Annotated in this window: 9 protein-coding genes and 2 pseudogenes; 4 read left to right on the forward strand and 7 right to left on the reverse strand. The window is 59.5% G+C overall.

Annotated features, from left to right (window positions below):
- Nucleotide 1 precedes the first annotated feature (1 nt).
- Both B0G77_RS22920 and B0G77_RS22925 read left to right on the forward strand, forming a co-directional pair.
- Nucleotides 2–1,117 (forward strand): dihydrolipoamide acetyltransferase family protein, encoded by a 1,116-nt coding sequence (locus tag B0G77_RS22920; RefSeq protein ID WP_133664408.1) that lies wholly within the window; start codon nt 2–4, stop codon nt 1,115–1,117.
- A 206-nt stretch (nt 1,118–1,323) separates the two neighbouring features.
- Complete coding sequence (locus tag B0G77_RS22925; RefSeq protein ID WP_133664409.1) at nt 1,324–1,779, forward strand: thioesterase family protein; 456 nt, start codon at nt 1,324–1,326, stop codon at nt 1,777–1,779.
- A 306-nt stretch (nt 1,780–2,085) separates the two neighbouring features.
- Here B0G77_RS22925 and B0G77_RS22930 read toward each other — a convergent pair whose 3' ends face one another.
- The 4 genes from B0G77_RS22930 to B0G77_RS22950 form a co-directional block, all read right to left on the reverse strand.
- Nucleotides 2,086–4,911, reverse strand: a complete 2,826-nt coding sequence (locus tag B0G77_RS22930) for a 2-oxoglutarate dehydrogenase E1 component (RefSeq protein WP_133666824.1) — start codon at nt 4,909–4,911, stop codon at nt 2,086–2,088.
- A gap of 694 nt (nt 4,912–5,605) precedes the next feature.
- Nucleotides 5,606–5,806 carry a copper chaperone gene (locus B0G77_RS22935; protein ID WP_133664410.1) on the reverse strand — a complete coding sequence of 67 codons (201 nt, stop codon included), beginning with the start codon at nt 5,804–5,806 and terminating at the stop codon, nt 5,606–5,608.
- Between the two features lie 966 nt (nt 5,807–6,772).
- The gene (locus tag B0G77_RS22945; protein ID WP_133664412.1) at nt 6,773–8,041 is read right to left on the reverse strand and encodes a DUF6596 domain-containing protein; all 1,269 of its coding nucleotides are present in this window, start codon (nt 8,039–8,041) and stop codon (nt 6,773–6,775) included.
- Nucleotides 8,038–8,409 (reverse strand): YciI family protein, encoded by a 372-nt coding sequence (locus B0G77_RS22950; protein WP_133664413.1) that lies wholly within the window; start codon nt 8,407–8,409, stop codon nt 8,038–8,040. The genes B0G77_RS22945 and B0G77_RS22950 overlap by 4 nt, the downstream gene beginning before the upstream one ends.
- Before the next feature lie 605 nt (nt 8,410–9,014).
- On the opposite strand from B0G77_RS22950, the gene B0G77_RS45575 reads away from it, so the two are divergent.
- On the forward strand, nt 9,015–9,206 hold the full coding sequence (locus tag B0G77_RS45575) for a hypothetical protein (RefSeq protein WP_347814205.1): 192 nt from the start codon (nt 9,015–9,017) through the stop codon (nt 9,204–9,206).
- A 207-nt stretch (nt 9,207–9,413) separates the two neighbouring features.
- Here B0G77_RS45575 and B0G77_RS45580 read toward each other — a convergent pair.
- A pseudogene (locus tag B0G77_RS45580) lies at nt 9,414–9,866 on the reverse strand (LysR substrate-binding domain-containing protein); the annotation flags it as partial.
- Nucleotides 9,854–10,231 (reverse strand): LysR family transcriptional regulator, encoded by a 378-nt coding sequence (locus tag B0G77_RS45585; protein WP_133664415.1) that lies wholly within the window; start codon nt 10,229–10,231, stop codon nt 9,854–9,856. The pseudogene B0G77_RS45580 and the gene B0G77_RS45585, both read right to left, overlap by 13 nt.
- A gap of 502 nt (nt 10,232–10,733) precedes the next feature.
- Here B0G77_RS45585 and B0G77_RS43860 point away from each other — a divergent pair.
- Nucleotides 10,734–10,805, forward strand: a pseudogene (locus B0G77_RS43860) (IS6 family transposase); the annotation flags it as partial.
- Nucleotides 10,806–11,163: 358 nt separating this feature from the next.
- Here the strand turns inward: B0G77_RS43860 and B0G77_RS22975 are convergent.
- Nucleotides 11,164–11,895 carry a DUF6875 domain-containing protein gene (locus B0G77_RS22975; RefSeq protein ID WP_133664416.1) on the reverse strand — a complete coding sequence of 244 codons (732 nt, stop codon included), beginning with the start codon at nt 11,893–11,895 and terminating at the stop codon, nt 11,164–11,166.
- Between the last annotated feature and the right edge of the window lie 198 nt (nt 11,896–12,093).

The following is a 12,093-nucleotide window of genomic DNA, read 5'->3' on the forward strand; positions in this document are numbered from 1 at the left end:
CATGAAAGTCTTCAAACTGCCCGATCTCGGAGAAGGCTTGCAAGAAGCGGAGATCGTCGAGTGGCACGTCAGGAGCGGCGAAGAGGTTCGCGCGGATCAACCGCTGTTGTCGGTCGAAACGGCGAAAGCGATCGTCGAGATTCCGTCGCCTCAATCCGGCCGTATCGCGAAGCTGTTCGGCCAGCCGGGCGACGTCGTGCATCTGGGCGCGCCGCTCGCCGCCTTCGAAGGAGAGGGAGACGAAGCCGATGCCGGTACCGTGGTCGGCCACATGGAGGTCGGCCAGCATGTGGTGCAGGAAGCGCCGGCGGCGCCTGGCGGCGGCATGGGTGCGGGTGTCGGCGTGATCAAGGCGATCCCGGCGGCGCGGGCGCTCGCGCGCAAGCTGGATGTCGATCTGGCGATGGTGACGCCATCGGGGCCGGAGGGTGTCATCACGGCAGCTGACGTGCAGCGCGTAGCGAAGGTCCTCGCCGAGCTCGGGCCGCCCGAAGTGCTGCGCGGCGTGCGGCGCGCGATGGCGCAGAACATGGCGCGCGCGCAGAGCGAAGTGGCAGCGGCGACCGTCATCGACGACGCCGACATTGATGCGTGGCCGCCGCATACCGATGTCACGATCCGGCTGATCCGCGCGCTGGTGGCAGGATGCCGTGCCGAACCGGGGCTCAACACATGGTTCGACGGACATGCGGGGCGGCGCCACGTGCTGGAGAAGATCGATCTTGGCATCGCAGTCGATCTGCCGGATGGTCTCTTCGTGCCGGTATTACGCAACGTCGCGCTCCGCGACCCAGCTGATCTGCGCGGCGGGCTCGACCGGATGCGTGCCGATATCCGGGCACGCAGGATTCCGCCGGAAGAACTGCGTGGCAATACGATCACGCTGTCGAATTTCGGGATGATCGCCGGCAAATATGCGGCTCCCGTGGTTGTGCCGCCCACTGTCGCGATTCTCGGCGCCGGGCGAATTCACGAGCAGGTCGTGGCGGCAGCCGGCGTTCCCGCCGTGCATCGGATCTTGCCACTGAGTCTGACATTCGACCATCGGGTCGTCACGGGCGGTGAGGCGGCGCGTTTTCTCGCCGCGACGATTGCGGATCTGCAGAAGGCGCATTAGCCGTGCTCGCGTGTTCGGACGCTCCCGCATCGGCGGCATCAGATGGCTGACGATCCCCTGCCTCAGTGCCGTCCACGCTCCTGCCAATCTACAGGATCGGCCACACGAGCGTCCCTCCTTGCGGCCCATCCCTGATATTCTGCGTTGAACCGGGCCGGCAAAACCGGCAGGAAGGTATCACGCAACACCTATCGTAAGGCCACACCATGTTTGAGACCGAACTCTTCGCCGGTTGGGGCGATATGGATTTCAATTCCCATATGCGCAACACCGCCTATCTCGACAAATCAGTCGATGCGCGAATGTTGTACTTCGCGAAACAGGGTTTTTCGATGTCGGAGTTCATGAAGCTGCGCATCGGACCGGTCGTGATGAAGGACGAGATCGAATATTTTCGCGAGATCCATCTGCTTGATCGGGTAATGGTGGGCTTTGCGCTCGCTGGCCTGTCAGTCGATGGAAGCCGTATGCTGTTGCGCAATGAATTTCTGCGCGACGGCAAGCTGGTGGCCCGCGTAACATCAGCGGGCGGTTGGCTCGATCTGGAAAAACGCAAGCTGATCTGCCCGCCCCCTGCCCTGATCGATGCGATGAATGCATTGGGCAAGACCGAGGATTTTGTCGAATTGCCGAGCAGTGTAAGCCGAGCCCAATCGGATTGAGCCCCCGGCTGCGATTCCGTCGGAGTGAAGTCGTGCTGGCACGAGCGTCTCCGTGTGCTGTGGCGAGCCGAATTCACAGGCAGGCGTCTAACCAGCCTCGAAATGACACAGCCACAATGTCGGCGCGCAAACGTCCGGTCTGAGGAGCCGTTCAAACACCGCCCGCCTCGTCAGCTATCTTACGATCTCGGCAAAGAAACACAACGATCCAAAGTCAGGGACACGCAAACTTGAACCCGTGCCCCTTTGAACCTGCCAACGAAGGCGAATCAGTGACATCGTCTCCGACTCGCCCTTGCTGCCTCCCTACTCGTCGATAGCTGCGTGCAGGTACTTTTCCTGACGCGCGACGTGCATCGACGGGTAACCCGGTGCAGTCGACGCAGTTGCCTCAGGTCCGATATAGCGAAGCACTGCGGGTGCCTTCACAATTTCCAGCAGCTGTTCCATTACGAAATTCCACGAACCCTGGTTTTTCGACTCTTCCTGACACCAGACGACACTCTTCAGATTCGGATAGCGCTCGAACTCCGAACTGATCTGCTTCGCAGGGAATGGATACAACTGTTCAACGCGAATCAACGCGATATTGTCCTTCCTGGCCTTACGCCGACGCTCAAGCAGTTCGAAGTAGACCTTACCCGAACACAGGATGACCCGGTCGACCCTGGACGCTGCTTCCTCCGTAGACGATTCGGCAAGAATCTCGCTGAATCGGCCCTTGGCGAGATCCTCGAGGCTGCTGACAGCCTCCGGGTGGCGCAGAAGTGACTTTGGCGTCATCACAATCAGCGGAACGCGATCGGGGAGCACTGCCTGCATCCGCAACAGGTGGAAAATCTGCGCCGGTGTCGTGGGCTGACAAACCCGCATATTTTCCTCCGCACAAAGTTGCAGGTAGCGTTCAAGGCGGGCGGACGCATGCTCCGGACCTTGCCCTTCCTGACCGTGCGGAAGCAGCATCGTTAAACCACTATGCTGCCCCCACTTTGCGGCGCCTGCAGACAGAAAGTTGTCGATAACAACCTGCGCCCCGTTCGCGAAGTCGCCGAACTGCGCTTCCCACAATACGAATGAGTTTTGCCGAACAATCGAGTACCCGTACTCGAAGCCTAGAACCGCTGCCTCCGACAGAATCGAGTTGGTAACCGAAAATTTTCCCTGGTTGTCCGACACATGGTCCAGCGGGACGTACGTGCCCTCTCCACGAACCGACCGCTTCTGATCGTGGAGCACCGCGTGACGATGGCTGAATGTACCGCGTTCACTGTCTTGCCCGCTCAAGCGCACGTCGATACCCGCGGAGAGAAGAGAGGCGAAGGCCAGATGCTCGCCCATACCCCAATCCAGCGGACGCTTGCCTTCCGCCATCTCGCGACGGGCCGTAGTGACTTTTCCAACGAGCGGATGCAGCGAGTACTGCTCGGGAATGCTTGTGATCTTGCGTGCGAGTTTCTGAACGAGGTCTGGCAAGGGTGCCGCGTAGTAGATACGGCCAACGTTTCCATCGAGCAACTGCGGCCAGCTCACCTCTTCGTTTTTTTTATCGACCGGCTTCTTCTCTTCGGCGGTTTGCGCAGCGTCAAGACGTTCACGGTAGTGATGGACATAGTTCTCCACGTCTTCCGCCGTCACGACCCGTTCGTCCACGAGCTTCTTTGCATAGAGGGTACGGACACCAGGGTGGCTCGCAATGGAACGATACATCAACGGTTGCGTGATGTTCGGCGTGTCCTGTTCCTGGTGACCATGGCGGCGGAAGCAAACCAGCTCGATAACAACGCTCTTCTTGAAGGTCGCACGGAAATCGATTGCCAGGCGCGTTGCGGCAATCACCGCCTCAGGGTCGTCGCCGTTCACGTGCAGGATCGGCGCCTCGATCATCTTGGCAATGTCGGTGCAATAGAACGACGACCGGACATCTTCCGGGTGGGAAGTGGTGAAACCGACCTGATTGTTCACCACCACATGGATCGTGCCGCCTGTGCCGAAGCCCCTTGTATTCGAAAGGTTCATCGTCTCCATGACGATACCTTGCCCCGAAATCGCGGCGTCCCCGTGGATCTCCACTGGCAGGACTGCGCTCGCACCTTGCCCCAATACTTCGGCACGCGCGCGAGCGATACCTTGAACAACAGGGTTGACGATTTCCAGGTGCGACGGGTTAAACGCAAGCGTCACTTCTGCCGGCCCGGTTGCCGTCGGAAGCAAGCCGGTAAAGCCCTTGTGATATTTGACGTCGCCCGCGGGAAGAAGATTCGCGGTCTTCCCATCGAACTCGTCGAACAACGTTGCCGGCGGCTTCCCGACAATATTGACGAGAACGTTCAGACGTCCACGGTGTGCCATGCCAAGGATTGAACTCTTGACTCCCCTCGTGGCGCCATATGCAACCAGCTCATCCAGCAGGACGATGAGCGACTCACCACCCTCGAGCGAAAAGCGCTTCTGACCGACGTAGCGGGCATGCAGGTATTTTTCAAGACCCTCGGCAGCTGTCAGCCGTTCGAGGATGTGCAACTTGTCACCGGTATCCAGGGTAGCTTTTGAACGCGAAGACTCCAGGCGCATTGGCCACCAGTTACGCTGATCTGGATCAGCCAGATGCATAAACTCGGCGCCCAACGTCCCGCAATATGTCTCTGTCAGCGCCTGCACCAGATCGCCGAGCGTTGCGTCTTCGTCCGAAAAATAAGCGCCCGACATGCTGAACTTAGTGTTCATGTCCACGCGGGACAGATCGTAGTAGCTCGGGTTTAATTCAGGCACCGGCACCGGCGCAGTCCAACGCAGCGGATCCAGACGAGCATTGCGGGTGCCGACCATGCGATACGCCGAAATCAAGGCCTGTACGGCGACTTGCTTCCGGGCGAAACTCAGTACGTCGCTCTCCGAACGTCCTCCAGTTCGCGTCTGCCTCGCCAACTCGACAAAGCGAGACACGACCGGTGCGTGCGCGACGTCCCCCGCGTCTGATCCATCAACCGCCGGCACTCCCTGCAACGCGTCGAAATAGCCACGCCACTCTTCCGACACCGAGTTCGGGTCGGCAAGGTATGCCTCGTATTGTTCCTCGATATAAGGAGCATTGCCTCCAAACAGGAAGGAGGTGTTCCGATTCCGCATCATCATGATGACTCTGTCCTCAGTCGGGCTCATGCCCGGTATCTGCCACGAATTTACCCAAGGCAGCACCCCTTGCCGCCTTGATCAACCCAACGCGTCCACAGGTACACGAAGACAAATATCCGAATGCGAAAGAAGGCAAGGTTCAGTGCCATCCAGTCCGCGTCAATTTGTGCAAGACCCCGTGACTCAAATCACCAGGTCCCTGTGCCCGCCAGGACCAGCAATCTTCTGATCGCCAATGAGATCAGGTTACGCTTTACGGGGTTTCACTAACGCTCTAGCTGTGATGGTTTAAGGCCATTTCCTGCTCATTTCTGGCCATCACGTAAAAATGTCTGGCGTTTCGTGTATTAGAAGATCGAACAGTTTTGCGACGCAAAGGCTGCCCTTCGGATAAGGATGCGCCGGACTCAGCTTATCGCGCACGAAGGGTACGCTTCGCCGCGCTCAGCACATTCACAGATCACGTTATGCGCCCTTGACCGGGATCTCTGTTCATCACCGCACTTCTGTCGAAGTCACAGATGCTATTGGTCCCGGACAGAGCTGACCTGATGCTGATGAATCTCTGGAGAATGACCAGGACACGCGTCGCGTGTGTCGAAAGTCAGGCACGTTGATCCGATGCAACTCACCTGGCAAGGCCAGGCGGCCTGGGTGGTTTGCATGCCCTCACCGCATCCTGTCAAATGCCTGTCTACGCTTCGACAATGGTCACGTCATAATCTTCATCGACGAAAGCGACAAGAAACTCTTCCGGCATCAGCCACGAATCAACGCTTACCGTCTTCGTGTCAATGTCAACGTTGACCTTGGCGTCGACGTCGACGGTCTTCATCGCATGTTCAATGGTTGCAATATCGTCAGAGCGAATTTCCTCGTTCACTGAGAACTTCACTTGTCATTTCTCCATGTAGATAACGCTTGAATATCGGCTTCAACGCCGATCGGGCCGACGGCTCCGGCAGATGCAAATGTAGGCGCATTGACTCAGGTCTCGAATACCCGCACCGGACCAACAGTCATGCGCCGCGAGAACAAATCGATAATCAGTCTGCAGGGCTTTCTGGGCCGCCTTGTGCAGCGGTCGTCGGTGGACCAGCCTTATCCAGCGGGGGCGAAATCGTGAACCTACACCGAGCCGTGGTGGAGAGGCAGCGCAGCAGATTGCTGCGATTTCAGGGGCAATATCGCTGACGCCGACGTAACCACAACTCGTCTATATCGGCGCTTGTGAACGTGCCGGAACTTGCGGCGTAGCGGTTATCTGGGCCGCAAAAGAAAACGCCCGCGCTATTCACGCAGGCGTTTCCGTGGCCCCGCTACCGCGCCCCAATGAACGATTTCTCGTCCGCTTCTGTATCAGGGGCCGGCTTCCGCGCGGCTCCCTTTCAGTATAGGACGCGCAGCGGGATATCCAAGTCGGCGAAACCAGCATTCAGAGATGCCCTTCAGGACCAGCCACGGCAGTGCGGCAATCACGCACGGCGAGTTCCCCACGTACGGCGGCACTATCGACGGACGGCGCGCCGCAGAGTTGTGAGCGCGCTCGTGTGCACTGCGGCCCCTATTGGACGAGTGATCGAGCGCGGTAGGCCAGAAGCATCCGCAGATATCGTTCGCCGCAGTTGCTGCCTCAACGCAGGGGTGCGCTGTCTCTTGGGTATACAAAGGACTACGTTGTCTTCTTACGGCGCTGGCGTTACTTCCGAATTCGCGGGGACCGCGCACGCACGATGAGCGCGAGGCCTTGCGTGCGTCTGCAATCTGGATGAAGCCGTCGATTGAGTGTCCGTCCAGACACGAGAGCGAATGACGTCAGCGCGAGGCTCGCAACCTCGCGTGGCAAACGCGACGCGCCAATCTAACTTCTCGCCGATAACAGCTCCATGCGCTTGCGCTGCAGGAACCGGCGCACGGCCGGATCGCGCTCGAGTCCGATCGCGAGATCGTACGCGCCGAGCGCTTCGGCCGTCGCGCCGGCACGCGCGAGCAGATCGGCACGGGCGGCCCAGTACGGCTGGTAGTCGGCTAGCCGCGGATCGTCCGCAAACGGCTCGAGCGCGTCGAGCGCCGCCTGCGGGCCGTCCCGTTCCGCCTGCGCGAGCGCGCGGTTCACCGCGACCACCGGCGACGCTGCAATCGCGAGCAGCGCATCGTAGAGCTGCACGATCTCGTCCCAGTTCGGGCGATGCGTCCGGCAGCGGTAGACGTGCGCCGACTGCAGCGCGGCCTCGAGCTGAAAGCGTCCGATTGCGTTGAATGCGCTTGCGCGCCGTAGCAATGCGTTGGCTGCGTCGATCATCGGCGTGTTCCATGTCGCCGGATCCTGAGCCGACAGCGGCACGTAGTCGCCAGCCGCATCGCGTCGCGCATCGCGCCGCGCCTGCGCATACAGCATCAGCGCGAGCAGACCAAGCGTCTCTGGCTCCTCGGGCAGCAGTTCGACGAGCAGTTGTGCAAGAAACAACGCCTCGCCGGCGAGATCGCGCCGGTCGGTATCGCCGCCGACCGGATCGGTCCACCCTTCCGCATACGCCGCATAGACCGCTTCCAGCACTGCAGCGAGCCGGCCGGGCAACTCCTCGCGCTCGGGTACGTTGAATGGAATGCCCGCTTCGCGGATCTTGTTCTTCGCCCGCACGAGGCGCTTGCTCATCGCGGCGGGCGACATCAGGAACGCGGACGCAATCGTCTTCGCTTCGAGCCCCAGCACCACCTGCAGCATCAGCGGCGTGTGAATCGCGGCCTCGAGCGCAGGGTGCGTGCACGCGAACAGCAGCGCAAGCCGCCGGTCGGGCAACACGCCTGCTTCACGCTCGTCGATCTCGTCGGCGAGGATCGCGAGCTGGTTCGCCACTTCGTCACCGACACGGCGATGACGCGCGCCGTCGATCGCCCGGCGGCGCGCAACCGTCATCAGCCACGCTTCGGGATTCGCGGGGCAGCCGCGCTCCGGCCATTCCGCGAGCGCGACCGCGAACGCGTCGGCCAGCGCGTCCTCGGCCGCGGCGACATCGCGCGTGCGCATCGCCAGCAGCGCGACGAGCTTGCCGTAACTTCGGCGAGCGACCGCCTCGGCAATCGAATGTGCGGCGCCGTCAGCGTCACGGCCGCCGCTGGACGGACTCATGCGGCAGATGGCGCGTCGTAGGGGGCAGTCCAGACCGGGCGCACTTCCATGAGGCCGTGCGCCGCGCCGGGACAGCGCGACGCCCACGAGATCGCCGCGTCCAGGTTGGGCACGTCGATCAGGTAGTAGCCGGCGAGCTGCTCCTTCGAATCGGAATACGGTCCGTCAAGCACCTGCGGCTTGCCGTCGACGAGCCGCACCGTGGTGGCCGTGCTCGTGTGCTGCAGCCGGTTGGCGCCCATCAGCGCTTCCGCTTTTTTCAACGATTCGGTGTACGCGTGATAGGCGGCAACCCCTTGCTGCCGCTCGCTGTCGGTCATCTGGCTCCAGCGGTTTTCGTCCGAATAGATCATCAACAGGTATTGCATATGAGCCTCCGTCATGGGATTAAGGCGGGTGAATTACATCAGCCCGCCATTACAATGACGCTCGGGCCGCATGCTGACGGACAGGCGGCGTCGAAAAAATCGGGAACGGCGCACCAGCCTTGATCGTTAGCCTCCGTCGAGGACTCTGCGCATGCCCACTTCGGGCGAGCCCGCCATCCCCTCTACGCGGCTATCAATTTCATCGCACCATTGCCCCTTCGAGACCTGTCTACGCAAAAGACACCTTGCAAAACTCAACGCCCGGGCGTAACGCCTTAGCTCCCCCTGACCGTGACCGGCCGAGCGGCCGTCGAACGTATGCAGGACTGGACCGACGCAGATCGGTCCACCTATCCTATTCGTTCTCTTCGAAGTAGTGAAGAGGCTATGACTGGCGGGGGCAGAATTAGGAACCTACGCCGCAAGCTACGCCAGATGGGTCCCTGGCATAGAATTTCGGCAGTGCACGATGAGTCCCTTTGACCTCACAGGTTATTCCGGTGTTCTCGCTGATACCAGTTTGACCCGCATGCCAAACTCGGACTGACCAGCTCGGCACCGCGTCGGCGGTCATCGTCTGCATGACGTTTAATCCGATGACGGCAATGGTGGACAGCCAGATCGTCCTTAGCATCATCCTGCCGGTCCCGCTCATTGCACTCGTGGTGCTGTCGTCCCGGCGCTCAGTGATGGGTCGTTTTACTGCCTGCCGGAAGCTCATCGGCGCGGCGGTCTTCGCTACCGGTGTGATTCTGGCCCTGAACGTGGCTCTCATCTGGCAGTCGGTCGTCTCGTAACAGCGTCCGGGTGCGAAGCACGACTTCGTGACTGGCGCTACTGGCGGCAAATGTCTTCATTTCCAGGACAGCGTGACTAGCCCGCTGAGGATCCATGCCCGTATGCACACTCTCGATTCCCGTGAAATGTTCCAGCCGCGCACCGGCCTCGGTGAGAAGAAACTGCCGGAAGTCGCGCGCGGCTGGTGGCAGGGGGCGGTCCACGCGATGGACCACGCGCCAGTGGCGTTTAAGCGGAAGGCCCTGCACGTCGAGCACCTTGACCAGGCCCACGCGCACTTCGGACTGAACCACTTGCGCAGATAAAAAGCTGATGCCCATGCCCGCCCTGACCGACTGCTTGATCGCCTCGGCACAGCCGAGTTCCATGAAACGCGGTGCCGATGCGTGACTGCAGAACGCTTGGTTGGCGGCGCTGCGGGTGTCCGTGCCACGTTCCCGTACGATCAGGCATTCGAGCGCAAGGCGCGCATAAGGGATGTTGTGCTCGTAGGCCAGCGGATGCGTCGGCGCGGATACCACGACGAAGGGATTGGGTGCAAACGGCTCGGCTACTGTGGCCGGGTCATCCGGCGCGTGCACCATCACAGCGAGGTCGATCTGGTCGCTTCGCAGCAGGGTGATGAGTTGATCGCGACTGCGCACCGTCATGTCGAGATCGAGCCTGGTCTTCCTTGCATGAACGAGTTGATCAGATGGGGAAAGAAGTAGCTGCCCGACGTAATCAGCCCGACCCGCAGCCGCTGGATGCCGCCGGTCGTGAGCTCCGCCAGTGATTGCTCGGCGGCCTTCATATCCGCAAGAATCACCTGGCAGTGCCGCAGAATCAGCTTGCCTGCCTCGGTGAGGGAGATCCGCTTACCGGTGTGACATAACAGCGGCAAGCCAGCCTGATCCTCCATCTGTTTGATCTGCATCGATACCGCCGGCTGGGTCAGGTGAAGGTCCTCAGCCGCGCGGGAAAAACTCAAGTTGCGCGCCACACTTTCGAAAGCCTTGAGTTGTCGAATTGTGATATTTCTCATGTGAGGCAGTGTGTCTCCGGGTTCTCAGCAAACAGATTTGGCGTATCGCCCACGTTGCCGTAGCAGCGCTTTAGGCCCGCCTGTTCGAGAACTTCGACAATATTTCCGCAACTTTCTTGCCCATGTTCGTCTCCGTGTACCGGCTCGCATTTCCAGACACAGGTTTTACCCCAAATTCGTGTCCAGAAAAATCGGAGGCGGTTCAGCATCGATCCGAAGCGCTATTTCGACCGCTAGGCGGAGGATGCGTGGCGCGGCGCTGGCCGATGCTTGCCGAAGTACTGCATCTCGATGAGCAGACTGCCGGACGCACCTGATGTTGCCCGTTCGATCGGGAGGAGGCACACCGGCCCGGGGCCTGTTCAGATTGTGTCGTGATAACGCGGACGAGTTGCTGTAGCGAATCGCTCGCCTCTACAGCGTGGGCAATCGCTTAAAATGGTTCTGTCGCATTAAGGCGGTCGGCTAAGATGTGCGGAACAATCTGAACGACGGCAACCCGATGACGACTTCGAATCCGGCGGTAGCCCGAGTGCTCAAGCGCCTGCATTTTCCGCTCGACGTAATCCTGAGTCACGAATTACGCTGACAGCGCGAGTGCGCAGGCCGTAACACGTTCTCCGCAGGGGGCATTTGCTCACGGCCGTCAAACTTCGGCGGCAGCGCGGTCCACACAACCCCATCAATACCTCGAGATCTTGCCCAATCTCGAAGGTCGACGATCGTTTTCGACGGCGGCTGGAGCTTGCGAAACCAAAACCCGATATTGCCAGCAACTTTTGGCCCGATGCCTTCGCGAACGCGGAGTGCTTCCCGTGCGGCGTTCGAGTCGGCGACATCCATTTGCGCCCATAGACTCGGAACCGGCAACGAGTCGAAAACCAGCACGAGAGTTAGCGGCACATCCAGCTACCGTGATCAACTTCGCCATCCTATCTTCCTATCGCCAATCTAAGTTCCGCGATCCGTTTCTCAATTCTAAGGAGGTCGTCTTTTGGCAGAGCGTCTCCAATCCATAACTTATAGTCCAATAGTTCGCGGAGACGTACTTCGGCCGGGCTATCGGCCCGATCAATAAACATTGCATCATGAGGCGTTATCGCTCGCACAACAAAAGCTGGCCGGCTACTACGCATCGGCCGGAATGTTTTTGAATGAACCCCGTTCCTCATGCTTAAAGGATGAAATTCACCGAGCATCAAACCTGCCCCCATAAAAACGGGCTTCGCCATCGAATGCGCCTCGTCTATATATTTCGAATATTGCTCTTCTTTCAGGCCATTCAGGAATACGCACATAGAAAAGAGTCGCGAGTTTCCAGGCATGCAGGCAAACAACCGATGATAAAGCGCAGGTAGCCTGTTTAATGTCGAGAGAAGAATTTCGAATGGTAGTTCCTTTACATCCCAGGCACAAAAAACCAATGATCCTTCGTCATGAGCTGGCTTGGCAAAAGGGCAAATTGCCCCACGACGGCCCAGTTCAGCATGAGGTCTCATGATAAAGCCCTCAAGCCAGTCAAGACCCGATTCAAATACCCTTCTGGTGAATTCGTCCGGGATGGATTCGATGTCTGTCGATAAGCATGTCGACCGTTCTATTTTTTTTATTTCCATATCAAACATTGAGAGGAGAGATTCGCACGTTTCGATATCGGTCGTCATGATCTAAGCCCTCAATTTATTGAGAAGAAAGCAATACACGATGTGCAAGCGGCGCGTGTCAAGATACTTGTCGCCTCAGTCATGCAGCCAGGGCTGTTTGTTTGCGGCGTGCGAGGCCACTGTGAAGACGGAATCGCACTCCGGATTGAGCGGACGACGACAATTAGCGTCCAGTCTCGCGCCCGGCACGTGTCACGT

Source organism: Paraburkholderia sp. BL10I2N1 (genome assembly GCF_004361815.1).
Taxonomy (GTDB): Bacteria; Pseudomonadota; Gammaproteobacteria; order Burkholderiales; family Burkholderiaceae; genus Paraburkholderia.

Excerpts from the sequence above, each read along its gene's own strand:
- B0G77_RS22920 (WP_133664408.1), top strand. The coding sequence starts at position 2 with ATGAAAGTCTTCAAACTGCCCGATCTCGGAGAAGGCTTGCAAGAAGCG.
- B0G77_RS22925 (WP_133664409.1), top strand. The coding sequence starts at position 1,324 with ATGTTTGAGACCGAACTCTTCGCCGGTTGGGGCGATATGGATTTCAAT.
- B0G77_RS22930 (WP_133666824.1), bottom strand. The coding sequence starts at position 4,911 with ATGATGATGCGGAATCGGAACACCTCCTTCCTGTTTGGAGGCAATGCT.
- B0G77_RS22945 (WP_133664412.1), bottom strand. The coding sequence starts at position 8,041 with ATGAGTCCGTCCAGCGGCGGCCGTGACGCTGACGGCGCCGCACATTCG.
- B0G77_RS22950 (WP_133664413.1), bottom strand. The coding sequence starts at position 8,409 with ATGCAATACCTGTTGATGATCTATTCGGACGAAAACCGCTGGAGCCAG.
- B0G77_RS45575 (WP_347814205.1), top strand. The coding sequence starts at position 9,015 with ATGGTGGACAGCCAGATCGTCCTTAGCATCATCCTGCCGGTCCCGCTC.
- B0G77_RS45585 (WP_133664415.1), bottom strand. The coding sequence starts at position 10,231 with ATGAGAAATATCACAATTCGACAACTCAAGGCTTTCGAAAGTGTGGCG.
- B0G77_RS22975 (WP_133664416.1), bottom strand. The coding sequence starts at position 11,895 with ATGACGACCGATATCGAAACGTGCGAATCTCTCCTCTCAATGTTTGAT.